Source organism: Reichenbachiella sp. (assembly GCF_039941815.1).
Classification (GTDB): Bacteria; Bacteroidota; Bacteroidia; order Cytophagales; family Cyclobacteriaceae; genus Reichenbachiella.
On the sequence record NZ_JBDVDW010000076.1, the window covers coordinates 122,935 to 148,051 of the forward strand.

The 25,117-nt window shown below is 39.4% G+C and carries 17 protein-coding genes and 1 rRNA gene; 9 read left to right on the plus strand and 9 right to left on the minus strand.

Going from position 1 to position 25,117, the window contains the following annotated elements:
• The 3 genes from ABJF11_RS20475 to ABJF11_RS20485 form a co-directional block, all read right to left on the minus strand.
• Positions 1-3,231 (minus strand): SusC/RagA family TonB-linked outer membrane protein, encoded by a 3,231-nt coding sequence (locus tag ABJF11_RS20475; protein ID WP_348122156.1) that lies wholly within the window; start codon positions 3,229-3,231, stop codon positions 1-3.
• Positions 3,232-3,677: 446 nt separating this feature from the next.
• Positions 3,678-5,981 (minus strand): tetratricopeptide repeat protein, encoded by a 2,304-nt coding sequence (locus ABJF11_RS20480; protein WP_348122157.1) that lies wholly within the window; start codon positions 5,979-5,981, stop codon positions 3,678-3,680.
• A gap of 1,104 nt (positions 5,982-7,085) precedes the next feature.
• Positions 7,086-7,478: a DUF1573 domain-containing protein gene (locus ABJF11_RS20485; RefSeq protein WP_348122159.1), complete on the minus strand. Its 393-nt coding sequence runs from the start codon at positions 7,476-7,478 to the stop codon at positions 7,086-7,088.
• A 164-nt stretch (positions 7,479-7,642) separates the two neighbouring features.
• Here ABJF11_RS20485 and ABJF11_RS20490 point away from each other — a divergent pair, with 164 nt between their 5' ends.
• From ABJF11_RS20490 to ABJF11_RS20500, 3 genes are all read left to right on the plus strand, one after another.
• The gene (locus ABJF11_RS20490) at positions 7,643-8,905 is read left to right on the plus strand and encodes a HAMP domain-containing sensor histidine kinase (protein ID WP_348122160.1); all 1,263 of its coding nucleotides are present in this window, start codon (positions 7,643-7,645) and stop codon (positions 8,903-8,905) included.
• Positions 8,902-9,585: a response regulator transcription factor gene (locus ABJF11_RS20495; RefSeq protein ID WP_348122161.1), complete on the plus strand. Its 684-nt coding sequence runs from the start codon at positions 8,902-8,904 to the stop codon at positions 9,583-9,585. Before ABJF11_RS20490 ends, ABJF11_RS20495 begins: the two co-directional genes overlap by 4 nt.
• Before the next feature lie 281 nt (positions 9,586-9,866).
• Positions 9,867-10,517, plus strand: a complete 651-nt coding sequence (locus ABJF11_RS20500; RefSeq protein WP_348122162.1) for a response regulator transcription factor — start codon at positions 9,867-9,869, stop codon at positions 10,515-10,517.
• 438 nt (positions 10,518-10,955) lie between these two features.
• Here the strand turns inward: ABJF11_RS20500 and ABJF11_RS20505 are convergent, their stop codons facing one another.
• The 4 genes from ABJF11_RS20505 to ABJF11_RS20520 form a co-directional block, all read right to left on the minus strand.
• Entirely contained in the window at positions 10,956-13,193 is a 2,238-nt protein-coding gene (locus tag ABJF11_RS20505; protein ID WP_348122163.1) for a TonB-dependent receptor, read from the minus strand.
• 5 nt (positions 13,194-13,198) lie between these two features.
• Entirely contained in the window at positions 13,199-13,558 is a 360-nt protein-coding gene (locus ABJF11_RS20510) for a cation transporter (RefSeq protein ID WP_348122164.1), read from the minus strand.
• A 145-nt stretch (positions 13,559-13,703) separates the two neighbouring features.
• Positions 13,704-14,087, minus strand: a complete 384-nt coding sequence (locus tag ABJF11_RS20515; RefSeq protein WP_348122165.1) for a hypothetical protein — start codon at positions 14,085-14,087, stop codon at positions 13,704-13,706.
• A gap of 38 nt (positions 14,088-14,125) precedes the next feature.
• Positions 14,126-15,073 carry an NAD-dependent epimerase/dehydratase family protein gene (locus tag ABJF11_RS20520; protein WP_348122167.1) on the minus strand — a complete coding sequence of 316 codons (948 nt, stop codon included), beginning with the start codon at positions 15,071-15,073 and terminating at the stop codon, positions 14,126-14,128.
• 171 nt (positions 15,074-15,244) lie between these two features.
• On the opposite strand from ABJF11_RS20520, the gene ABJF11_RS20525 reads away from it, so the two are divergent.
• From ABJF11_RS20525 to ABJF11_RS20540, 4 genes are all read left to right on the plus strand, one after another.
• Positions 15,245-15,697, plus strand: a complete 453-nt coding sequence (locus ABJF11_RS20525) for an Lrp/AsnC family transcriptional regulator (protein WP_348122168.1) — start codon at positions 15,245-15,247, stop codon at positions 15,695-15,697.
• Between the two features lie 149 nt (positions 15,698-15,846).
• The gene (locus tag ABJF11_RS20530; RefSeq protein WP_348122170.1) at positions 15,847-16,185 is read left to right on the plus strand and encodes a helix-turn-helix transcriptional regulator; all 339 of its coding nucleotides are present in this window, start codon (positions 15,847-15,849) and stop codon (positions 16,183-16,185) included.
• Positions 16,182-18,875, plus strand: coding sequence for an ABC transporter permease (locus tag ABJF11_RS20535; protein ID WP_348122171.1), 2,694 nt, complete (start codon positions 16,182-16,184; stop codon positions 18,873-18,875). The genes ABJF11_RS20530 and ABJF11_RS20535 overlap by 4 nt, the downstream gene beginning before the upstream one ends.
• A 211-nt stretch (positions 18,876-19,086) precedes the next feature.
• Positions 19,087-19,872 carry a hypothetical protein gene (locus ABJF11_RS20540; protein WP_348122172.1) on the plus strand — a complete coding sequence of 262 codons (786 nt, stop codon included), beginning with the start codon at positions 19,087-19,089 and terminating at the stop codon, positions 19,870-19,872.
• A gap of 58 nt (positions 19,873-19,930) precedes the next feature.
• Here the strand turns inward: ABJF11_RS20540 and ABJF11_RS20545 are convergent, their stop codons facing one another.
• Complete coding sequence (locus ABJF11_RS20545) at positions 19,931-20,497, minus strand: 2'-5' RNA ligase family protein (RefSeq protein ID WP_348122173.1); 567 nt, start codon at positions 20,495-20,497, stop codon at positions 19,931-19,933.
• An 89-nt stretch (positions 20,498-20,586) separates the two neighbouring features.
• Between ABJF11_RS20545 and dinB the strand changes: the two genes are divergently transcribed.
• Positions 20,587-21,804 (plus strand): DNA polymerase IV, encoded by a 1,218-nt coding sequence (dinB, locus tag ABJF11_RS20550; protein WP_348122174.1) that lies wholly within the window; start codon positions 20,587-20,589, stop codon positions 21,802-21,804.
• Positions 21,805-21,857: 53 nt separating this feature from the next.
• Positions 21,858-24,866, plus strand: a complete 3,009-nt coding sequence (gene dnaE, locus ABJF11_RS20555) for a DNA polymerase III subunit alpha (RefSeq protein WP_348122175.1) — start codon at positions 21,858-21,860, stop codon at positions 24,864-24,866.
• A gap of 153 nt (positions 24,867-25,019) precedes the next feature.
• On the opposite strand, the gene rrf is transcribed toward dnaE, so the two are convergent.
• A 5S ribosomal RNA gene (gene rrf / locus ABJF11_RS20560) occupies positions 25,020-25,117 on the minus strand; the annotation flags it as partial.

Consider the following 25,117-nt stretch of genomic DNA (forward strand, 5'->3'; position numbering starts at 1 on the left):
TTAAAATTTAATATTAAGGTTGAAACCTAAACTTCTTCTTTGAGGCAAAGAAGCATATTCGTACCCCTGTCCATTACTGATCGTATATGTAGACTCTGGGTCTATATTGGGTACGTTAGACCAGATGGTCCATACATTTCGAGCAACGAAGGAAATAGTTGCAGAAGTAATAAAACCAGTCGATTTCATCAATTCCTTAGGGAAGGAATACGAAAGTGATACCTCTCTTAATTTTATATAAGAAGCATCATAAATAAACGGAGACAAAATGCTGCTATTGGCTAATCTTCCATAATAGTCTACAGGGTTAGAATACTTATCGTTCGCTCTATAGGTAAAGGTCTGATTACCATCTTCGTCTAACACAGGAGTCCCATTTTCGTCTACAGCAACTTCTTCAATAACTCCATCTGCCAGAAAGCCATTAGTAGGAGTCCATTGATCCAATGGTACGTTGGCAGCGAGTCTTTCATCCTCAGATTGATGCCATCCTTCTCTACCATCAATGGTATTGATATGGCGACCATATTGATAAAGTTTCATATTAGTCATGGACAACAAATCAGCTCCATATTTCATATCGATATGTGCCTTAAGGCCGATCCCTTTATATGTAAACTTATTCGTAAAGCCACCTGTCCAGTCATATTGTCCGTTTCCAAGTACTACTTGCTCGTCACCCACAATAGGTAATCCATTATCATCTACTATTGGCTCGCCAGAAGGAGAACGTTTGAAATCAAATCCCACAATATCACCGTAGGCACCACCTTCTTCAGCTCTAATCAGAGAATTAATCCATGATGCTCTAGCAATTTCCTGTGTGCTAGCATCGGGATGTAGTTTTACTATCGAGTTTCTATTTTTCGCCCAATTCAAGGTCATATCCCAAAGGAAGTTTCTGGATTTGATAGGTTCGATATTCAACATCACTTCCCAACCGTTATTATTGATTTCGCCAGCATTGATCAACTTATAAGCTTTCCCTCCACTTGCTAGTGATACCGGTAAGTTTACAATTTCGTTGAAGGTGGTCTGATTATAATACGTAATATCTAGACCCACTCGGTAATTGAAAAGTTTAGCTTCCAATCCAAATTCATATCCCTTAGTTAATGACGCTACCAAGTCAGGATTTGGTATAATTGACCCAGATTCAGTAGAGAATGTAGCCCCATCTAAAGTATATGGATAGGGATAATAAGATCGATCTAAGCCATAAGGATCTGTGCCATTACCAACTTCTGCATAAGAGCCCCTTACTTTTCCATAAGAAAGCAAACCAGATTGAATATCGAAAGCACTTGTAAAAACAAACGACCCTGTAATTGAAGGATATAGCACACTGTTATTGTCTTGAGGGAGTGTTGAGTCCCAATCCTGTCTCGCAGTAACGTCTAAAAAAGCGAAGTTTTTATACCCCACATTTGCAAAGGCATAAAACGAATTAATTTCACCTCTTGGGTTCGTCTTATTCAAAGAGTAGTCTCCATAATTGTTGATAGAAATAATTCCTTTTGATACTTGACCTCGCCCATTCGTAGTCACAGTGGAAACGTCATAATGCCTACTGTTTCCTCCTAAGCTTATGGACCCATCAAAGTTTCCAAACTCCTTCCTGGCTGTTAATAAAAATTCTGCATTGGTTTCGGTTGTCCGCGAATTAATTTCCGACATTTCTCCCGATTCTTGCAGGGGTGTAGAATAAGGAGCATAGTTGTAATACTTATAGGAATAAGTATCTCCTCCTCCTTTAACCCTTAAATTCAACCAATCATTAAAATCATATGTCAAGGACAAATATCCCATCACTCTATTTTTGTCCGATTCATTTTCCATATTGTACATGGCATAATATGGATTTATAATCCTCGAATCATTATGCCAATACAGGTAGTCTCCATTTTGATCAACTTTACTTTCGTTAAGCCAATTCTGGTCAATATTTAGTGGCAATTGCATTAATGGCAAAGCAGAATTTGCTCCTGAAAAACCTAAATAGGGCCTGTTGTTAACTTGCTCCTTTGTATAAGTAATTTTTGTGTCTACTGAGAATTTTTTCCACATTTTCATATTCCCTCTTAGGCTGAAAGTATTTCTCACTAGACCACTATTGGGAACAATATCCTCCATTCTCATATCAGATCCAGAAAATCGAAAATTGGCAAATTCATTACCTCCTGAAAAAGCTATTGTATTATTAATAGTTGTACCCGTCTGAAAAAATGATTTAATATTATCCTCCTTAATGCCATAATCTCTAAGTTGTCCATCAAACTGAACAAAGCTCAAATCTGGATTTAATTTTTGCCCCCAGCTGTACATACCGGTTGCCTCTCCCTGATCCCTAGGAGGCGTATTGATGCCTTGTCCATATATTTTTTGCGTATCACTATACTGACCTATCACTTGCTCAGCAGTGAAGTATGATGAAAAGTCAATGTTAAAATTGTTTCCACCGTTTTTACTCCATTTTTTGGTTGTGATCATGATCACACCATTACCTGCCCTAGATCCATACAATGCGGCAGCTGCTGGACCTTTCAAAACAGAAATAGATTCAATATCATCTGGATTAACGGATGAAATACCATCTCCTTGATCGATACCTCCATACTCTCCAGCTTCTCCAAAACCTCCATTGTCCATAGGCACTCCGTCAATCACATATAGCGGTTGATTTGTGCCAGTAATTTTAGAGTTCCCTCTGATAATAACTTTAGAAGAACCACCTGCTCCGGTATTAGGTTGACTAATATCTACTCCAGCTACTTTACCTGAAAGAGCATTCACTGGATTAATTGTTTTGATTTGTGCCAACTCTTTTCCGTCCACTTCTGTAACGGCATAACCCAAAGACTCCTTTTCTCTAGATATACCCAATGCCGTGACTACCACATCATCCAGTACTTCGACATCAGGCTTCAATGACACTTGAATAACCTGCTTGTTTCCAATCTCAATATCCTGTGTCAAAAATCCAACATAAGAAAATTTAAGATATTTAGTCTCAGAACCAATGTCTAACGTAAATGCCCCATCTATATCAGTAACCGTCCCAGCTCCTCCTTCAACTATCAGTATAGTAACACCTGGCAATGTAATTCCCTTGTCATCTGTAACAGTTCCCTTAATTACTCGGCTCTGACTGAGTGCAGGAGAAACGTGCAATAAAATAACCGCTACAAGTGCAATTATTTGGTAAAATTTGATTGTGTATTGTCTCTTCATACTTAATTCATTCTACTTAGAATTTCCACTAAATTAAATGCGCACAAAAATTTAGCTATACTGTCCTGTCCTGCTAAGTGCAGAAATAGCTATAAGGTTAGGTATTGAAGAATAGGTAGGGCTGTGAATCTTCTTACGGAGCTGATTAAAATCTAATTACGCTGCAACTCGACGAAAGGAGAACCTGAAAATTAATGATTTTTTGGGAGGAAGGAATCACCAACGCTCATTTAAGGCGTAGCGACTATGAAGTGCTAAACATTTCTTCACACATTGTATCCAATGATCAATGTCTTCAGATTGCATTCGATGATAAGAGTATTTATAATAATAATTAGTATAATGTTTTATTAAATGTTTTACTCTTTTATCGTAAAAAACTGATAATAAGATATATAACAAGTCCCCTACGGACTACTTCAAAGCCACTCAAATGAGTGGCTTTTTTAGTTTACACTTAAAACTTCCTCAAGAATGTACTTTACGTGAGGTTCCATTTCTTTGTCTGATTTCTCTCTTTCTAAGAGGAAAACTGCATTGCTAATTTCTTTTTCTGTTGCTCTGCTTTTGAATTGTCTGTACAACTCTTTTGATTTTTTCCAGTTCTTATCGAAAAGCTCCATCCTAGCTAAATAACCTAAAGCCTCAACATTGCTACTATTTATCTCAAGTGCAATTAACAAAACTTCTCTACCCCGTTCGAATTCCTTTCGGTTGTATTTTATTAGACCTATGTCTGTGTAATTGGCTGAATACTCTTTCACGAACTCCGATTCTAATCTTTTGTAAAAGTCGATTGAATCCTTCCCGCAAATTCCAATGAGGTCGTTATTAGCTTTTTTATACTTCTTCAGTATTAAATGAGCGTTACCTCTGTCTCTCATCCGAAATTTTTCTTGCTGAAAGAATCTTAAGGTTTTTATGTAGTCATTTACTGCCATTTTTACCTCGCCGTGTATAAAAAATAAATCGGCCCTTTTTTCTCTTGCTAGATAATAATCTCGATTTAAATCCAAGGCTTTGTTGTAATCTCTTAATGCGCGTTCATATTGGTTATGTTCGGAAAACAGGTCTCCCCTATTCGTATACCCAACTGCATTCTCGTTATTAGCCTCAATGGACTTGTTAAAATAGATTAATGCACTATCATAAAGACCAAGTTTCTTAAAGCATAATCCCATATCATTGTATGGCCATCCGTGAAATTCACTTGATTTCAAAACTTCTCTATAATCTTGAATTGCGTTGTCATAAAGTGACATTTTAAAGTACGTATTACCTCTTACATTTCGCGCCTTCAAATAGTTTGGGACTAAACTTATTGCCTTTGAAAAGGCCCTTATGGCACTGTCATATTCTCTTAATTTCATGCATGCTTCGCCCTTGTAATAGTATGCAACCGCATAGCTTGAGTCAAGGTTAATTACCTCATCCATCTGGTCAATTGTACAGGAATAATCACCGTATCTATGGCAAATACTTCCTTTGAGCAAAAGGATTTCAGGCCGCTTGAATTTATCGAGTACGCTATCAATTTTAACGATATAATTATTAGTCAATTGGAGCGAAGTATAATGCGCACCTAAATAGATCGATGATTTGGAATAAAGCCAGACCCTGTTGATTAATTCTGAATCTGGGTAAATTTTTATCAACTCATTAGCAGATTGATAAGTGCCATTTCTTTTATTGAAAAAGACTTCGCTAAGAAGTTGGCCAAGTAAAATCTTTTCAGCATCAATGAAATTACCTATTTCATGCAAGTCCAGCAGTGCAACAATCTCTGCATCGCTATATTCCATTTTTTTATACCTTAGTTTATCCATTACGATAGGTTTGGATATTGACAATTCAGAAATTAAATTCATTCCTCTTATATAGTTTTTACTTCTTAATTCTAGAAGTACGAGTTGCCATATTACATCTGAGTTTAATGGAACATTGTCATGAGCTAATTGAAAATCCCGCAACGCACGATCATACTCTTCTCTTCGTAAGTAATAATAACCACGTGCAATCAGATTATCAGCTTTTGTTTCACTCAATATTATTGCTTTAGAATAAAACATTTCAGCCATATGAAAACTACCTCTACTTTCATAAATACTAGCTGCTAATACATAGGAAGGCTGAAATTTTGGATTAATCCCAATATTTTTAAGGAAATATTTATGCGCAATTGATGCGTTTTCTTCTCTTAAGTACACCAGACCCAAATTATGATTTAAAAATGCAGAAGTGGGATCAATTTTGTATCCTCTCTCATAGTAAAATCTTGCAGAATCAAACTGCTCTTTTTCGAGGAATATGTTGCCCAATTCGACATATGGCTCTGAGAAAAACACACCATTATTTATTGCCCTTTTGAAGTGAAATATGGCGCTATCAATTTTATATAGACAATAATAACTTAGTCCAGTTAAATAATCAGGATAAGGATTAATTTGATTAATTGATCTATGCACTTTGCTGAGTCCCCCAAAATGTTCTTCATATAAAACCCTTGCCTTTTTTAGCAAACTAATTGCCAATGAATGATCTCCAATTTTTTGCCTTTCAATGGCATATGTCATCAACTCATCAAAATCATCGGAACTCAAATATTTACTATCATCATAATTCGTACTAATTTCGGAAAACCCTTGATCAAAGACATTTTTATGGAAATCCATTTCCTTCAAGAATTCGGCTTGACTCATCCCTTCGTAATAAGAAAAAATTAGAATAAATAGCACAAATGTTCTTTGCATATAGCGTTTGTTTTGCCGAAAATCAAGGTACTAAAATAACCTGTTTTCATATTAATTACTTAAGTATTATACAACTCCAATTACTTGATCAACAAACCGCAATGAAAGAGAAACATAATAATCAGAGCTGCCTTCTTTAGCAGATGTCGATCGGCATATCAAAACAAATTCACATTAACAAAAAGTCAAAATTCTGCAACATGGGAAATGGACATGGCTAGTCGAATTTCACCAAATGGACACTTGGGTTCTACATGAAATACTATTGATTTTGCAGGACACAAAGCCCCTTCATATAAAATACAAAGAGTATAATTTGAGAGCCTTGAGAGGAATCTTAGCATAACACAAAAACATTCTTGCATGAAAGAGCCTGAATTATTAGGATAAGAACCGAATTCATAGCCATACTCACGTAATGCAAGAGTCCTTCCTCCAATCCTAAAAATTGAATATCGAAGGTTCAACTCCATTGATCGCATGTACTTCGTTCAAAAAGAATCTAATTGTCAATACAAACCACACGAATATCAAATACTCGCGAATTATTTTTTGAAGTGCACTTACCTTACTCCTAATTTCGGTTGAATTAGCCTAGCCATTTTTCATATATCAATTTTTTCTACCGTCATATGAGAGATTAAAATATGTCAATCTAACTCTTGTTTAAGCCAAACAGTCTTGTGAACAGTATTTCTCATATTGTTGGCTCAATGAGCAAAACAGAAGTATTGAATGCATGAATATTTTATCGAGTAATCTCAGCGTATTCTTCTGGTACATAGTAAGCCGGTTTTCACGGAGTCGTCCGGCGATAAACCTTGATGCTCTCCGTGGCATTATAAGTTACTCCATGGTTTTGAAGCCAACCTGTAAGCTGATCCCAAGTGAAAGCACCAAAAGTGAGCGTCTCTATCTCAATATCAACACTGCGAATTGGGCTACCACATTTTCCTTGTGAGCATCCAGACCTCATCCTGGTTCAATCATTTGGAGGAATTCTACTACTGCATATCGTTTATTAGTATAGTTCACTAGTGTAAACGACTTTCATCACAGTAGGCGAATTCCTCTCAATCTCATGAATGTTTTATGTGCTTACACTCAGTTAGCGACTACTTCTCCCTGGATTTTTAGAGTAATGGGTCCTGTGCTGGTGTTGGCGTTAACGGTTACTGTTTTGTTAAAAACACCCACTTTCGCCGCATTGTAGGTAGCAGTCACTTCACCGTACGCACCTGGTTCTATTTCACCCTTCGTAAAATCAGCCACTGTGCAGCCACATGAACCCTGGGCGGATACTACCAACAAGGGTGTAGTTCCTGTGTTTTGAAACTTGAATTCCGCTATTACCGGTTTGTTCAATTCAATTTTTCCAAAATCAACCTCCGTTGTACTCCAAGACATAACTGCAGATACAGGGTTGTCACTTTTCATTACAAAATTGAAAGACACTAACGCTGCTGCCAATGTCAAAAATGCAAGATACTTTTTCATCTTATTATGGTTTAAGTTCAAAAAAAATTATCTCTCAAAGATGAACCGTCAGTTCTGGAGGTTGTGTTAATAGAATCCTATCAATTGTTAATGTAATGTTAAAGCAAGGCCATTAAACGAAATTTCGTAATATTATAAGGTCTTTTGAAAGGTGAAACAGAACAATGAATAGAAAAACGTTTCGATTAGTAGTGTTACTTGCCGCTGTATCTATTAGCGGCATTCTTTTCATACAGATTTTCTGGATGGGAAAAGCGTTCGATCTGCGCAACAAACAATTCGAACACAACGTAAATCTGGCCCTGCTGAATGTCACCTCCACTCTCTGTGAGATCAACCAAAATGAGATATTGCCTGACCCAATAGAGCAGCTGTCCTCAAACTACTTTGTTGTAAATCTGAACAACAAGATTGCCCCCGGCATTTTGGAAGCCGTACTTAAAAGTGAATTTCAAAAAAGAGAAATTACAGAAGACTTCGAATATGGCGTTTTCGATTGCGCTAATAGTGAAATGGTCTATGGTAGATATGTCAATCTCCAAGAGAATGAAACCTCAGCACCCGCTTCCTCTCAATTCCCTAAGCTCAACAAGGACGCTTATTATTTCGGTGTCTATTTTCCTAAAAAAACTTCAACATTGGTCGGCGATATGTGGATATGGGGTTTCTCCTCATTGGTTCTGGTCATCGTAGTAGTGTTTTTTAGTTATACACTTTTTGCAATTTTTAGGCAGAAGAAACTCTCCGAGATTCAGAAGGATTTTATCAATAATATGACCCATGAATTCAAAACACCAATATCGACCATAGCACTCTCTTCGGAAGTACTACAGTCTCCTGACATCCTGGGCCAGCCAGAAAGGCTCACTCAGTATGCCAACATCATAAAAAAGGAGGCTACAAGATTGCAAAATCAGGTCGATCGGGTCTTACAAATGGCTACCGTAGAAAAGCACAGTATTTCTCTGACGTTACAAGAATTTGATCTGAATGAGCTCATAGGTCACTCTATACAAAGTACACGTATCAATTTGAAGGGAGGCGGCAACATACACTTCGAGCCCGGCACTCAGCCTTTGATCATCAAAGCAGACAAGGTTCATCTGACTAACATCATATATAATCTACTGGACAACGCTGTGAAATATAATGGACGAAATCCTGAAGTATTTGTAAATACTACTATCCAAGATGACAACTATGTCATTTCCATACAAGACAATGGTCAGGGCATTGAGAAAAAAGACTTGACTCTTATTTTCGAGAAGTTTTACCGTATTCCAACTGGCAATGTTCACAATGTAAAAGGATTTGGGCTGGGACTGTACTATGTGAAAATGATAATAGAAGCGCATCATGGACAGATTTCAGTTGACAGCACTGAAAATGGAACTACGTTTACCATCACTATCCCTAAGAATCAATGAGCAAGCAAATATTATTAGTTGAGGATGATGAAAGTTTGGGTTTTGTAATCAAGGACAGCCTGGAAAATAAATCTTATACCGTTCAGCTTAGTAGCGACGGAGAGGCGGGTCTTAGAGATTTTGATACGGGATCTTACGACCTCTGCATTCTGGATGTAATGTTGCCCAAATTAGATGGCTTTGCCCTAGCTGAAAAAATTCGCAAAAGAAGCAAAATTATCCCTATCATTTTTCTTACCGCCAAGGGCATGCAGGAAGATAAACTGGAAGGCTTCAAATTAGGTGGCGATGATTATATCACCAAGCCATTCTCGATGGAAGAGTTGATCTATAGGATAGAAGTTTTTCTAAGACGAGGCACCGCATCACCATCTACTGGCGTACTGCATGGCACTATTGGAAGGTATCAGTTCGACCCTAATAGTTTTACGCTGAGCATGGGTAATTTTCAACAAAAACTAACCCGTAGAGAAGCGGAAATATTGCAGTATCTGACAGATCGATTAGGTATCCTTGTCAAAAGAGAAGAATTGCTGATTGCTTTGTGGGGAGATGACGACTACTTCAAGGGTAGAAGTCTGGATGTGTTTATATCCAAACTAAGAAAGTACCTTCGAAAAGATGAACAAGTCGATATAGAAAACTACCATGGGGTCGGATTTAAGCTTGTGGTGAAGTAACCATTCGATAATTAATAAAATGAGCTAGTCGGTGTTGCACCAAACACACATCGGTAGTATTACCTAGTTGGCCACGAAAAAAATCAATAAATCGGGTAGAAACACCTATTGGGATTAATAGGGGCATTTTCTAGTTTTACAATTAAAGAAATTTCCTTCTTTAGATTTATTTATTCAATATTCCCTCACTAATATTTATTCCCCTTGTAGGCTCTGTTTTGCCTGCATATTTCGGCCCTAATATCCAGTACAGTACGTATCCAAAATCATAAGTCGTTTTGATGAAAATGTCAATACTAATAGTCGATGACCACAAATTGGTCAGGGATGGCTTCAAGTCCATTCTCAACGAATCCAAGCACTATCGAGTGATTTCAGAAGCTTGTGATGGAGAGGAAGCCCTCTCCCGTCTTAAGGTTCAGCCTGTTGATATTATAATAATGGACATCAAAATGCCTAAGATGGATGGCTTGGAATGTATTCGCATGATCAGAAAGGCGAATCAAAAAGTGAAAATATTAGTGCTTAGCATGTATATCGACAAACTGTACATGATGAAGATATTAGATGCCGGAGCGAACGGATACTTGTCCAAAGGTAATGGCAAAACCGAACTCATCGAAGCACTCGATTGCGTGACAATTGGCAACTCCTATTTCGAAAAAGTCATCATAAAAACAGAATCAGATAGCGAAACTCCTTCCAAAATGGAATTTTCTGCTAACGGGAATACGATCAACATTTTGACCAAAAGAGAAATAGAAGTGCTTAAGCTAATCATAGCGGAGCAATCAAATCGCGAAATAGCCGATCAACTTTTCGTAAGCGTCCGAACAGTGGATGGACACAGAAGGAATCTGCTACTTAAGGCTGGCGCTAAAAATACGGTTGGTTTGGTGAAATTTGGTTTAAAAGTTCTACGGAATCATTAGTCTCGGGAGGTGACTAATTACGCACTGGTAATTACCCACCCCAGGCAATACTCTCGAACACTAATCAAGTGTAAAAGCCTATTGAGCTTGTTCAGATAAGATTATAGTATTGCATTTGGCTTCTAGTCAATCATCTGATCAAATTCTCACCGCTGACAAAGGTCAGCATTGCATGGCGTAGTAAATGAAGTGAGCATATGAAAATTGAATCACACTCAGGTCATTTTTATGGTGATGAAGAGTTATTCTGAAACTAACAAAATCCAGTACTAAGCTGTTTTCAAATCAGTGGAGATTGACAAAAAAATAGTAGTTTTCAGCCTGCCGACTTGGGTTTGATGTGGTGCCAAACCTACAGTTAGCAGGCTTTTTTACAAAAAGGAATGCCTGAACGGAAGCCCTTGATTGGGGTCTATTCAGGCACTCCATTATGATGAGCTATTTCACTCTATACCTAAGGCCCAAATAGGCGTTTCTTCCAAATATTGGTCCCCAAACCAATGAACTATCAAAGTAGTCGCCAAATGGATCTTCACTTGCCAGAATAGGGTTTTCCTGTTTATAATTAAGAAGGTTTTCCACACCCACATACACTTCAAAGCGATCGTTCCAACCTTTACTGACCTGAGCATTCATCAAATAAAAATCTGGTGAATTTTGTGGGAGTAAGTATTCATCTGGATTGCTTCCGGTAAAAGGTATCCGCTTTTCTCCCTGCCAATTAAAGGTGTAGTCAAATTTCCAATCGTTTCGTGATTCATAACCTAGATTTAGAAAGGCTCGATGAGCCGAAATCAAGGGCTTTTGCCTGCTGACATCTCCAAAAGTGGTATTCACATCAAACCATCTGTAGCCTATCCGCAGATCCAATCGCTTGACCAGCTCATAGTCCACTTGAGCTTGAAAGCTATTGGAGTAAGACTGCCCGGATAGATTGTAGAAATGCAACTGTTGTGGACTCTGATCATAATCCACTACGATTTGATTTTCAAAATTAGTACGATAATATTCCAAACTAAAATTGCCGTCTCGATAGTCCAATCTAAACTCCTGGGTAAAATTAATACCATAGTTCCAAGCTACTTCAGCATCGAGACCATAAGGTTTGTTGCTGTTATCCCCCTCTACGATCAACTGTCGTGAAGTAGCCATGGCCCCGATGTTTTCGGCAAAAATACTCGCCGTACGTTGACCCCTACCCATGGAGGCTCGAACTACCGCATTGTCTGTAAGCGCATATCTCATATGTAGCCTCGGGGTCATAAACGTACCATATAGATTGTGGTGATCGACTCGAATTCCAGCCATAGCATTAAATTTTTCTAAAAGAGAATAGCTATACTCAAAATAGGCACCAGGCACCACCTCAGTCCGTCCAAAATCCTCGGAATTCAGCAGCTCATCATATTTGTCATACTGGAGACTTGTCCCGGTTTTGAACTGGTGATCTGTATTTCCGATCATGCTCTGGTAGATATAATTGCTGTAAAAACTTTGCTGGTTTGCGGCATATTCGCTCAACCCAAAGTACGAGTCCTGATCGTGATTTACAGCTGACATTTGTAAACCCATAGATTTCCAGGGCTGATCTAAATACACTTTGCCGATTTTGGTCCATCCCTCCAATCGCTTGGTCAGCAGATTCATACCCCACGCATTAGTCGTTCCTCTGTCCACATCGCGATCAAAATCTACCTGGCCACCCAGATTATCGATATAGGTCCATTTTAGTCCGAATTGCAACATCAAACCATTTTCACCAATATATTTCCATCGATTAAGTCCAATAAAGTGCTTGCTTAAAGGATTATCCAAAAACCCATCTTTGTTGCGGTCTCTTTCGATGGCATTGGCTTTGGTATGCAGTAATACAGCCGTGGACCAATTTTCTCCTACCGGGTGACTGATGTTGAGATTAGCTTCAAATCGTCCGCCTTCGTTTCCATAAAGGTTTGCATATATCCGATCACTTTTCTCTGGTTTCCTAAGCTCTACATTGATCTGCCCGGCTACACTCTCAAATCCGTTTACCACGGATCCAGCACCCTTGTTTAGTTGAATGCTTTCGATCCAGGTGCCCGGGATATAGACCATGCCGTAGATGGCAGATAATCCTCTTACATCAGGCATATTTTCTCTGGTGATCTGAGTATATGGTCCTGACAGTCCCAGCATTTGAATCTGCCGTGTACCAGTCACCGCATCTGTGAAAGAAACATCCACACTTGGATTGGTCTCAAAGCTTTCGCTCAAATTGCAGCACGCCGCTTTCAGCAATTCCTTCTCGCTGATATGCTCGGACTTAAGTGGGTTTAAATAATCGATCTGAACGGTCTTACGTCGATATTCGATTTCCACCTCATCTAGTGTCTCGTCTGCCACAAGTTCAACCAGCAATTCAGCACCTTCAACCACTCGTATAGTGTCGCTTCGGTATCCTATGTAACTAATAATCAGCTGGTCTACTCCCTCAACTCTGTCCAGCTCGAACTCACCCAATGCATTGGACGGGACTCCATTCGAAGTGCCTAACCAATAGACATTCGCTCCGACCAAAGGTATTTGTATGCCTTCAGAGTCACGTTCATAAACCTCACCATGCACTTTTCCCTCCGAAGATTGCGCTCGGGAGCTTAATCCTAGAAAAACAAATAGGATCAAAAATGTATATTTCATGATCATCAGTGTTTATTCACGCCGTCATCATACGCACAGCATTGTGGCAGCTTAGAATAGGCAGTAGAATCTGCAGCTACCTGATCCGTAGTGTGCCCCACAGCGGCTATTGCTTCATGAATTTCTCTTTCAGAGATTTTATCCTTGCGGTAAACAGCTGTTAGAATACCTGTCGTATTATCCCATTCGGCCATTTTAACTCCACGGATCAACGCAGCTTCTTCTATGCGTGCTTTACACATTTCACACACGCCCCTCACTGCAAATTCGCAGGTGACGATAGGTTTCTCTTTCTTCTGGGCTTGCACCGTCAAGGGTGCAATCAACATAACTATAATGTATAATATATTTTTAAGTGCTTTCATTTTGAAATTTTTTTGATTGATATTGAGACCTACTACCAGGGCCTAAAAGATTGACTTTCGCAAAGGCTCGAACTGGTACTACATATCCGCCGAGATTTCCTCCTTTGAATAGAGGATCACAAATAACGGATGAACATCAAAAAAATTAACCGTAAAAGGTAAAGGAGCAGTATTCCAGATATACCGGAACAGAAGAAATGGGTGGGTCTTCTCCAACACCAAAAATCATATGGCTGGTATTGGCTTTTTCAAGCAGTAGCAGCGGTGGTACTTCTATAAGTTGGTAAACTCCAAGATCAAAGGAGAAACAATAAGCGCTAATGACTTTGTCTTCCTGATCCTGAGGCAAATCAACCATTACATTTTCACAGCAGCCATCGCTATTCATATCTCCACAGCAGCAAACCTTATCCGTCTGTACCAAATCAATAGACTCGATAGAGCCCATACATTTGTGAATCGCCACGGACGCATCCGCCGCAATTAGCAAATAAAAAAGTGACAATATGATAGCTGTGGTTTTTTGCATGAAATCATCTTTGCATACGCAAAATTACAAAGAAGGATTTAGTTAGAAGTTGAATACTTCGCTTTTAAGTTTTTGATCATGTCCTCAGTCATAGTATTCAGGTCATATTCCGGGCGCCAGCCCCAATCGTCACGAGCTCGTGAATCATCAATGCTTTGTGGCCAACTAGCTGCTATCTGCTGGCGAAAATCTGGTTCGTAAGTGATCCTGAAATTCGGATAGATTTTTTTGATGGCTGCGGCTATTTCCTCTGGCGAGAAACTCATACCTGCCAAATTGTACGAAGTTCTGGTCTTAATGCTTTCTATTGGTGCCTGCATCAGCTCCACTGTAGCTCTGATGGCGTCATCCATATAGATCATCGGTAAAGTCGTATCCTTCTCCAGAAAACAAGAAAAACTCACTTCTTCGACCGCCTTATGATAAATATCTACAGCATAATCCGTGGTACCACCTCCAGGTAAGGATTGATATCCTATGACTCCTGGATATCTAAGTGATCTCACATCCAGGCCATACTTTTGAAAATAGTATTGAGCCCAATTTTCTCCGGCCGCTTTACTAATACCATATACAGTGGAGGGATTTAAAAATGAAGCTTGAGGAGTATTCTGCTGTTCGACCTCACTGCCAAAAACAGCTATAGAACTGGGATAAAATACTTTTTTTACTCCATTCAATCGAGACACCTCGAGCACATTAAAGAGGGTTTTCATATTGATTTCCCATGTGCCCAATGGATTTTTCTCTCCATTAGCTGAGAGTATGGCGGCGAGATGATAGACCTCTTCGACCTCATACTGCTTCACCACTTCCTCAATCCTTCCTGAATCAGTAGCATCTATAAGTTCGAACAACCCAGTAAATGCTTTAATGGGACGCAAATCAGAAGCAATGACTTGATGCTCGCCATAAATTTCCTTAAGCCTATTGGTGAGAACAGTGCCAAGCTGTCCTCCGGCGCCTATGACTAGGATTCGTCCCATGGTTATGTGTTTTTTAGATATTATTCAATACTTAAATTCAATACAATTTTAGAAAAATTCCTTTTCATTCGTAATATTATCCATAATAATAGCTGCTGTATACATGCAATTCAATAATTATTATTTTTGCTCTTAAACCAGATCTAGTACTAAAGGAAAAATTACTGCGTAATGGATGAAATAGATAAGACCATACTAAGGATGCTTCAAAAGGATGCAAAAATTACTGCTAAAGAAATTGCAACCCGACTCCAACTCACCATCTCTCCAGTCTATGAGCGGATTCGTAGCCTTGAGAAAAAGGGCTACATCAAGCGATACGCGGCCATTCTGGACAAAGAATTGATTGGTCGATCGGTCACTGGCTTGTGTCAGGTCTCCATGCAATATCACAATGCAGCATTTATTGACAATTTCGAAAAACAAATCCAAAATTTAGACGAAGTTCAGGAGTGCTATCATATGGCCGGACAAGTTGACTTTATTCTAAAAATCAATGTAAAAAGCCTGGAAGATTATCACGAATTTGTGAGATACAAACTCTCTAAAATCGAAAATATCGGTGTGCTCAACACCACCTTTGTCCTTAAAGAAATTAAACACACCTCAGAATATTATATTTGAGTAAATTCCAAAAAACGAATCTGAATCCATTTTTTAGCCTTTTCAGGTAACCAATTCAAAAATATTTTCTTCAAAGTGAAACTTTTGAGGGGTAAAGTGCATCTTCCTTAAAACCAATACTACATAATAGTCATTGAAGAGATTACCTTATGAAAGAATACCAACTAGGTGAATTTGAAGAAATAGTATTACTAACCGTTGGCGTTTTATACGACGAAGCCTACGGTGTAGCATTAAAAACCGAAATCGAACAGCGTGGCAAAAGAAGCGTCAGTATTGGTGCACTTCAATCCACGTTGCGCCGATTGGAAAGAAAAGGATTTCTCGATAGTAAATTGGGAGAACCGGACATAGAACGGGGTGGCAAGCCTAAGAGGTTTTTTAGAATTACCGCTTATGGAAAAAAAGCCTTGTTACACTCCAAGGAAATCAGACTCAGTTTGTGGGATTCGATTCCAAAAATAGCCCTTGACTGCAAAATAGGATGATAAGAAAAATCGCATCGAAATTTTTCAAGTTTTACTGTCATCCAGCATACTGGCTGGACATCTCTGGAGATCTGGAAGAGATCTATAGATACAATATCAGAAACAAAAAGAAATACCCTGAGCTACGGTATCTATTGCAAGTACTACAGCTCTTTCGGCCTTCGCTGATGAAATCAATTAATGAAAACTCAATAATCTCAAATCATACGATCATGCTCAAAAATTACTTCAACGTGGCCTTCAGAAGCCTTCTCAAAAACAGACTTTATTCATTTATCAACATTTTCGGACTCGCCATTGGTATAGCGGCCTTTCTTTTGATCAATCACTATGTAGCCTTTGAAAAAAGCTATGAAAATCATATTCAGAACAAAGAGGACATCTATCGAGTACAACTGGATGTCTACCAAAACGGTGAACTTGTCTATAAGAGTTCGGAGAACTATCCTGGCGCCGGACCGGCCTTAGTTGAAGAGTTTCCGGAGGTAATTAATTCGGCCAAGTTGTATAATATGGGCTCTAAAAACAATGTGGTAATCACTTCAGAAAATGGAGAAGAAAATCCACAGGCTCTGAAACATAGAAAATTTTTGTATGCCGAAGCTACCTTCTTGCCTATGTTTTCTAATCAGATGATTCAGGGCGATGCAAAAACTGCTCTCGAAAAGCCCTTCACTATTGTGATCTCAGAGAGCATGGCTAAAAAATATTTTGGGAATGAAAATCCCATGGGGAAATTGCTACGGTTGGAAGATGACGATTTCAACAATGAGCTTTGTGAGGTCACAGGTGTATTCAAAGATGTCCCGGAAAATACCCATCTTAAATACGATGTACTTATTTCGTTCAATACACTTTTTACAAGAGACACTAGTGGAAACGGCTGGGCTCAGACCCGCTATGGTAACGGATGGAAAAGAAAAGATTTCTATACATATGTTCAGCTCATGCCCAACACGAATCCTGAAAAGCTGGAATCACAATTCGTCGCGCTAGTAGATAAATTTAAACCACAAAATCAGGAACGCAATGCAAAAGACCTATTGTCACTCCAGCCACTCCAAGACATACATCTATTTTCCCAACTTACTGATGAAGCCGAAGTAAATGGAAATGGCGAAGGTGTGTTTTACATTTCGATTATTGCTTTCTTTATTCTGATCATAGCCTGGGTCAATTATATAAACTTAAGTACCGCCAGATCCTTTGATCGAGGTAGAGAAGTAGGTCTCAGAAAGGTTATGGGTTCGTACAGATCCTCACTGATCATCCAGTTTCTGGTAGAGTCATTCGTGATCAATGGTCTGGCTATGCTACTAGCTTTTGCACTCATCTTCTTTTCAACTAATCTTTTCCATAACCTAAGTGGCACGCCGCTGAGCTATATCATCTGGGCTCAACCCTGGTTCTGGGCCATGGTCGGAGGTATCGTTTTTATAGGAGCCTTGCTTTCGGGTATTTATCCTGCCTTCGTATTGTCTTCGTTCAAGCCCATTCAGGTGCTACATGGCAAGCTCCGAAACTCTTCTGGTGGAGTTGCCATGAGAAAAGCATTGGTTATTTTCCAATTTGCTATGTCTGTAGCGCTCATTGTAGGTACGGCCACAGTATTCGACCAGATGGAATATATGCAGAGCCAAAATCTTGGATTTGACATGAGTCAAACCATTGTGGTAGAACGTCCACCCAAGCAGGACACTTCCAGACAGGTAAGAATTGCTAATGTCAAGTCCTTTAAAACTGGACTAAAACAAAGGCCTGAAATCACTTCCGTAGCAGGGTCAACACTCCTACCCGGGAAAAAATTGAGGTTCAAAACACCCATACGCACTAACCTGCAATCACAAGAAGAAGCGGTTCCATTGAGTGTTGCCGGAATGGACTTTGATTTCGCAGAATCCATGAATATGGAAATCATCGCTGGCCGGGCATTTTCAGAAGAGCTTCGCGATGACCTGGACAGCTTGGTCATAGTTACCGAGAATGCTTCCCGTGCCTTAGGGTTTGAAAATCCCGAAGACGCTATTGGGAAAAGAATAGAAATAGAGCGATTCAGGTGGAGCCCATCTATAGTAGGGGTCATGGCCGATTATCACCAGGAAAACCTAAAAGAAGAAAAACCCAAAACGCTGGTCTATCTGAGTGGCACGGGTTCGGAATACTACATGATCAAAATAAATGCTAGTAATTCTGCTGCAGCCATCACTGCGATCGAAGAGCAATGGCATAAAAGCTTTGCGGGAAATCCATTTCATTATTTTTTTCTGGATGAGTATTTCAATAGCTATTACGAATCTGAGCGCCAGTTTAAAGATCTTTTTGCGGCCTTCTCTATTCTTGCTATTATCGTCGGCTGTCTGGGGTTATTTGGTTTGTCATCTTTTACTGCGATTCAGCGAGCCCGAGAGATTGCAATTAGAAAAGTATTGGGCAGTACAGTGCTCAACATTATCCAACTGCTATCTAAGGAGTTTCTAATCCTGGTGGGCACAGCGACTATCATTATCTGGCCACTGAGCTACTACCTTATGAATCAATGGCTCGAAAATTATCCTTATCGAATTGATATAGGATGGAGTTCTTTCGCCTACTCAGGTATTGTAGTATTATTTGTGACTGCGGTAACGATCAGTTATCAAACTCTGAAATCGGCCAGAGCTAATCCAGTGGATGCATTGAATCATGAATAAATAACATTAGCACGTCATTGCGAATCTGTACAGACTATCGAAAAAAAGGTACGTCATTGCCACGCCCTCCGGGTTCGCAATGACGTATCTTTTTTTGAGACCATCTCTTTCCTCCCTTTGATCCCTCTTCCAAAATAATTACCTTCATACCTCCGAGGTTCATCCAGCAGTCAGCTTCACACAGCACCTTTGAGAGATTAATTGTTACGTATTGAATGTAGGGTTTGTACCTAACACAAAAAGAATCATGAGCTTATCAAAACCATATAAAAGAACGGTTAGACAATTTACTAAAGAAGCTAAAAAGCAAGGTGGGTTATGGCATTATATTCAGCATGAAGACTTTGCTGAATCTCCAGAGCATTATGTGAGAGCCTTTCTAATTATACTCAAGGATTTTAAAAACCTGTTGGATTATGTTGAACCATCAGATATAAATCTTCCAACTTATTCATTCAGGATTCATGAATTACTGCTTCGTATATGCATTGAAATTGAAGCTAATTTCGTAGCAATTCTTAAGGAAAATGGATACTCAAAGGCTGGTGACTGGAAAATGAGTGATTATAAAAAAGTAAATGTGTCTCACAGGCTTTCTTATTATGAAGTAAAATTGCCTGTTTGGAATGGAGTTCAGAACATTAGAAGACCATTTGAAGCATGGGAAAATGACTCAAGGCTACCATGGTGGAACGCATATAATAAGACAAAACATAATAGACATACAGAATTTGAAAGGGCTACATTCGAAAATCTAACAAATAGTATATGCGCCTTGATTACACTTTTATCGGCTCAATTTGAGGATAATGATTTTGCAGCAACGGATATGGGGTTAAGTATGGGTGGAGGACATCAAGATGGTATGGAATCAACTATCGGGGGCTATTTTAGAGTTAAATATCCAGATAACTGGCCTGAAGAAGAGAAGTATGGGTTTTTATGGTCGACCGTCAAAAACGGAGAAAACCCTATTACCACTTATAGCTACGAATGAAGTTCTCTCCCCACTTTCAAGCCTTCGCCACTCACTCCAATCCAGTGGATGCATTGAATCATGAATAAACAGGATACAAGTCCAGGAGTGGCATCTTTTTGAATACATCAAACGAACGCTCAGGACTTGTTCTTTTAAGAATAGTAAGCTCGTACGCATCAAAAGTTCTGGTGTAACTTTTGAAGGAGTATTCAAAGCAATAGGCTTTATTGAATATCCGGCGTTCGAGCCCCTTTGCGATAGTCACATGCGGGGTTCTTACCACTCGGCTTGACTTCCTTAGTTTATACAGAATTACTGTCTGTTTAAACGCTTCGGTAAGTTTTTCAAAGTTTCCGTATTCTTCCAATCTGGCAAAAATAGTACGTGAATCAGCAAAAGCATCAAAACCATCTATGGTGAAACTAAAGCTTTCAACTTCGCTTATCGTCTCAAGCAATTTGGTAAAAAATGATTCTTCAATACCTGAGGGTATAATTACATTGCCGACAGTGATATGCCCTGCAGTATGCAATTCGTCGACATATCCATAACGCTCCTCAAAACACTTTTTGAACACTGAGATTTCCTCTCTGACAATGGCTGGAAGCGAAAAAACAATCTGATACTCCTGAGGATACTTCATAATTACACTGGTTTTGCTTGCTCTAAATTACTAATTATTTTAGTTATTACTATATTATTTAGTATTTTTGTTAAAAACTTTAAAAGAATATGAGCTACCAAAAGTCCATTGTGCACATGGATCTGGACACCTTTTTTGTCTCCTGCGAGCGATTGCATGATCGTCGACTACTCCATAAGCCGGTGCTCATCGGTGGGACATCGGATCGTGGGGTAGTGGCTTCGTGCAGTTATGAAGCTCGGGCTTTTGGCATTCATTCTGCTATGCCAATGAAGATGGCTCGGCAGCTTTGTCCCGAAGCTATTATTATAAAGGGAAACTCCGGACTCTATACCAAGATGTCACAGGCTGTCACAGACATCATCAAAGAGAATGTACCCCTGTTTGAAAAATCATCCATTGATGAGTTTTATATTGACCTCTCTGGTATGGATCACTTTTTTGGCTGCATGCAATGGGCCTCCGATATAAAAGAAAAAATAGTCAAAGAAACTCACCTACCTATCTCATTTGGGCTATCTCAAAATAAAACAGTATCTAAGGTGGCCACCAATGAAATCAAACCCAATAATCAACTGCAGGTGGCCTATGGGCAGGAAAAATCTTTTCTAGCTCCTCTTTCTGTTAAGAAAATCCCCATGGTAGGAGACAAAACCTATCAGTCTCTCCGTCAGTTGGGTATCCGCTACATTCGCACCCTCCAGGAGATGCCTGTAGAACTCATGGAAAGAACCTTTGGTCGGCATGGGATTACCATGTGGAAAAAGGCTCAAGGCATTGATAACACGCCTGTGATTCCTCATCACGAAAGAAAATCTATTTCTACCGAACGTACCTTCGACCGAGATACCACAGATGTGCGCAAGCTCAAAAGCATCATGCTGGCTATGGCCGAAAATCTGGCCTTTCAGCTCAGAAGGGGTCAAAAGCTAACAGCCTGTATCACCGTCAAGGTTAGATACTCAGACTTCAACACCTATACTCTTCAAAATAAAATTCCTTATACATCCGCGGACCACATTCTGATTCCAAAAATCATGGAGATGTTTGACAGGCTATATAATAAACGCCTACTGGTCCGGCTAATTGGCGTTCGATACAGTCATCTCGCAGAAGGCTATTATCAGATCAACCTATTTGAAGATAGTGAAGAAGCCATTCGCTTGTATCAGGCGATGGATAAGATGAGAGATAAACATGGAGATAGGAAAGTCATGCGTGCTTCAGGGATTGAAGCTCGCACAATCAGTAGGTTTAACCCATTTAATGGTGAACCGCCCCCACTATTAGCTAACAGAAGAACTTAGATCGTTACATGCCCGACAAAAACTATGACTATGGACTAAAAGCGTAGATAAAAATGTATCTCAACACTCACTCATATTTCAGTTTCAAGTATGGAGTCATGTCCATTGACACATTGCTGCAAGAGGCAAAAAGCAGAGACATTTCAGCATTTGCACTCACTGACATCAATAGTACAGCCGGATGTCTAAAATTTGTGAGAGATGCGGCTAAGCATGATATATCTCCTATTTTGGGAGTAGATTTTAGAAATGGTACGAAACAGCAATTTGTCGCCATTGCCCAAAACAATGCAGGTTTTCAGGAAATTAATATTTTCTTATCAAAGCATTTACACCATGGCACTGAAATCCCCAGTCAGGCGCCAGCATTCGAAAATGTCTATGTGATATATCCATTTTTATCTTGCCTCACTCATCGTTTATTAGCCCATGAGTACATTGGCGTATCACCACGAGAGATATTAAAAGTTCCTTTTTCGAAATGGAAAGATCATCTCAAAAAACTTGTCCTATTCCCAACAGTTACATTCAGAGACAAACGAGACTTCAATATCCACAGACTGCTACGTGCTATAGACAACAACACCCTGCTCAGCAAGTTGCCCAAGCAGGAAGAAGGCTCTCCCTCAGACCTGATTTACTCCAAGTCTGAATTATTAAATATCTATGAAAACAACACTCAACTTATCGAAAATACAGAAAAAATCATTGCCAGCTGCCATATCCATTTTGAGTTTGGTGATCAATACCCTCATAAAAATCTCAAGACGTATACTGGATCCGACAAAGAAGATTATAAACTTATTCGACGCAAGTGCCTTGAGGGTATGTCATACCGATATCCTAACTCAAATTACAAAATATATAAACGCCTGGCTACAGAGTTACAAATCGTCAGGCAAAAGAGATTTATCTCTTATTTTTTGGTGAATTGGGATATCATTGACTATGCACTGAAGAAGGGGTATTTCTATGTTGGGAGAGGAAGTGGAGCTAACAGCATCATGGCCTATCTTCTTCGAATTACGGATGTAGACCCCATAGAGCTTGACCTCTATTTCGAACGGTTTATCAATCTCTATCGTAAAAATCCGCCCGACTTTGATATCGATTTTTCGTGGCGGGATCGGGATGATATTACCAGGTATATTTTCGAAAAATTCAGCTATGACCGAGTGTGCTTACTAGCTACTTATAACACTTTCAAATTCAAAGCAGCTGTACGCGAGCTTGGAAAAGTATGTGGACTCCCTCCCCACGAAATCAGTTTGTTGTCAGCGATTGACAGAGATCATCTCGAAGTAGCAATAAAAAAATATGACGGCCTTGCCCGCTCGGTTCTTAAGTATGCTTTCCTCATGCATGGAATCCCTAGTCATTTGAGTGTACATGCCAGTGGCATTATTATTTCGGAGCAGCCTATCTATCATTATACGGCCACTAGTATGCCTCCTAAAGGTTTTCCCATTACTCATTTTGATATGGTCGAAGCTGAGGATGCTGGCCTTTTCAAATTTGATATTTTAAGTCAACGCGGGTTGAGTAAAATCAAAGATGCTTTGGAAATAATCAAGTATAATAATCCGAATGATAGCGAAATTGATATTCATGATACAAAAAAAAATTTTGCAGATAGTAAAGTCAAGTCCTTGCTTCGAAACGGGCGTGCAATAGGTTGCTTTTATGTAGAGTCCCCAGCTATGCGCATGCTTTTGAAAAAACTGCATGCCGACAATTACCTGGGGCTTGTAGCTGCCAGTTCGGTCATCCGACCAGGCGTAGCCAAATCTGGTATGATGCGTGAGTATATTCTCAGATTTCGGATTCCCGAAAGACGTAATGACGCTCATCCTATTTTAGCTGACCTCATGCCTGAAACTTATGGCGTCATGGTCTATCAGGAAGATGTAATCAAAGTAGCACATTACTTTGCTGGCCTTACACTGGGTGAATCAGATAGACTCCGCCGTGGTATGTCAGGTAAATATCGATCTAGGGATGAGTTTAAAGAAGTCGAAAAGCAATTTTTCATTAGTTGTAAAAAAATGGGACATAGCGAAAAGCTCACGAATGACATATGGTACCAAATCATGAGTTTTGCCGGCTATGCTTTTGCAAAAGGGCATTCTGCATCTTATGCGATTGAGAGTTATCAATGCCTCTATTTAAAAGCGCATTACCCTTTAGAATATCTTGTAGGTGTCATTAATAATGGGGGTGGTTTTTATGGCATTGATTTATACATACACGAAGCAAGAATGCATGATGCAAAAATTGAAGCCCCATGTATCAACACTTCTCAAAATGAGTCTATTATTAAAGGGAAAACTATTTATCTCGGTTTTCACACCGTGAATGAAATAGAGGCTCAAACGATTATTGAAGTTCTAAATAAGAGAGAAGACCATGGGCCTTTTAGAAGTTTAGAGCATTTCACTGATTCTGTAAATATCTCCCTCGAACAACTCAAAATACTCATCAGAGTAGGGGCTTTCAAAACTATAGAGCCTAATAAAAAGAAACTCCTGTGGCATGCGCACCTGCTATTATCAAAGGACTCAAAGTATGCTGCACCTACACTATTTCAAACCAGAGCAAAAAAATATAAACTCCCTACGTTATATTATGATCCAAGAGAAGACGGCTTTGATGAAATGGAAATTCTCCACTTCCCTCTCAAAGATCCTTTCGGTCTGATAAAGGAATACTCACGTGATAACATTATTTTGGCCCATGAGATGGCCAAACACAAAAATCAATTAGTAACTATGTTAGGCTATATGGTGACACGTAAACAGACCAAGACATCAGATAGTAAAAATATGAGCTTCGGTACCTTTATCGATGAGGCGGGTGATTTTATAGACACTGTACATTTCCCGCCCTCCCTGAGGCAATATCCCTTTCGGGGAAAGGGTGTATATGAAATCAAAGGCAAGCTAGTAGAAGAGTTTGATTTTATGTCGGTCGAGGTCGTGTCCCTGATCAAGATACATTATGTGAATATGGATGATTTGGAGCCTTTGGCTGAGCGTTCTGATCAGGTAGTTATTAGGGCTTAGTCGAGAAGTGTCACTGGCTAGGTTGTTATTTGTTGTTGTTGTGCTGGCGATAGAGTTGTCGAAGTGCCAGACAGCGGGCTATTGGTATTATTGTAGTAAGGATGGAGCATAAAAAAACCCTGACTAAATAAATAATCAGGGTTTGTTGATAAAATCTGGCGACGACCTACTCTCCCGCGTATTACCGTAGTACCATCGGCGCTGAGTGGCTTAACTGCTCTGTTCGGAATGGGAAGAGGTGGACACACTCG

Coding starts and splice junctions, on each gene's coding strand:
- dnaE (WP_348122175.1), top strand. CDS start 21,858: ATGTATCTCAACACTCACTCATATTTCAGTTTCAAGTATGGAGTCATG.
- ABJF11_RS20495 (WP_348122161.1), top strand. CDS start 8,902: ATGAGCAAGCAAATATTATTAGTTGAGGATGATGAAAGTTTGGGTTTT.
- ABJF11_RS20520 (WP_348122167.1), bottom strand. CDS start 15,073: ATGGGACGAATCCTAGTCATAGGCGCCGGAGGACAGCTTGGCACTGTT.
- ABJF11_RS20505 (WP_348122163.1), bottom strand. CDS start 13,193: ATGAAATATACATTTTTGATCCTATTTGTTTTTCTAGGATTAAGCTCC.
- ABJF11_RS20515 (WP_348122165.1), bottom strand. CDS start 14,087: ATGCAAAAAACCACAGCTATCATATTGTCACTTTTTTATTTGCTAATT.
- dinB (WP_348122174.1), top strand. CDS start 20,587: ATGAGCTACCAAAAGTCCATTGTGCACATGGATCTGGACACCTTTTTT.
- ABJF11_RS20535 (WP_348122171.1), top strand. CDS start 16,182: ATGATAAGAAAAATCGCATCGAAATTTTTCAAGTTTTACTGTCATCCA.
- ABJF11_RS20490 (WP_348122160.1), top strand. CDS start 7,643: ATGAATAGAAAAACGTTTCGATTAGTAGTGTTACTTGCCGCTGTATCT.
- ABJF11_RS20530 (WP_348122170.1), top strand. CDS start 15,847: ATGAAAGAATACCAACTAGGTGAATTTGAAGAAATAGTATTACTAACC.
- ABJF11_RS20510 (WP_348122164.1), bottom strand. CDS start 13,558: ATGAAAGCACTTAAAAATATATTATACATTATAGTTATGTTGATTGCA.
- ABJF11_RS20480 (WP_348122157.1), bottom strand. CDS start 5,981: ATGCAAAGAACATTTGTGCTATTTATTCTAATTTTTTCTTATTACGAA.
- ABJF11_RS20475 (WP_348122156.1), bottom strand. CDS start 3,231: ATGAAGAGACAATACACAATCAAATTTTACCAAATAATTGCACTTGTA.
- ABJF11_RS20525 (WP_348122168.1), top strand. CDS start 15,245: ATGGATGAAATAGATAAGACCATACTAAGGATGCTTCAAAAGGATGCA.
- ABJF11_RS20485 (WP_348122159.1), bottom strand. CDS start 7,478: ATGAAAAAGTATCTTGCATTTTTGACATTGGCAGCAGCGTTAGTGTCT.
- ABJF11_RS20545 (WP_348122173.1), bottom strand. CDS start 20,497: ATGAAGTATCCTCAGGAGTATCAGATTGTTTTTTCGCTTCCAGCCATT.
- ABJF11_RS20500 (WP_348122162.1), top strand. CDS start 9,867: ATGAAAATGTCAATACTAATAGTCGATGACCACAAATTGGTCAGGGAT.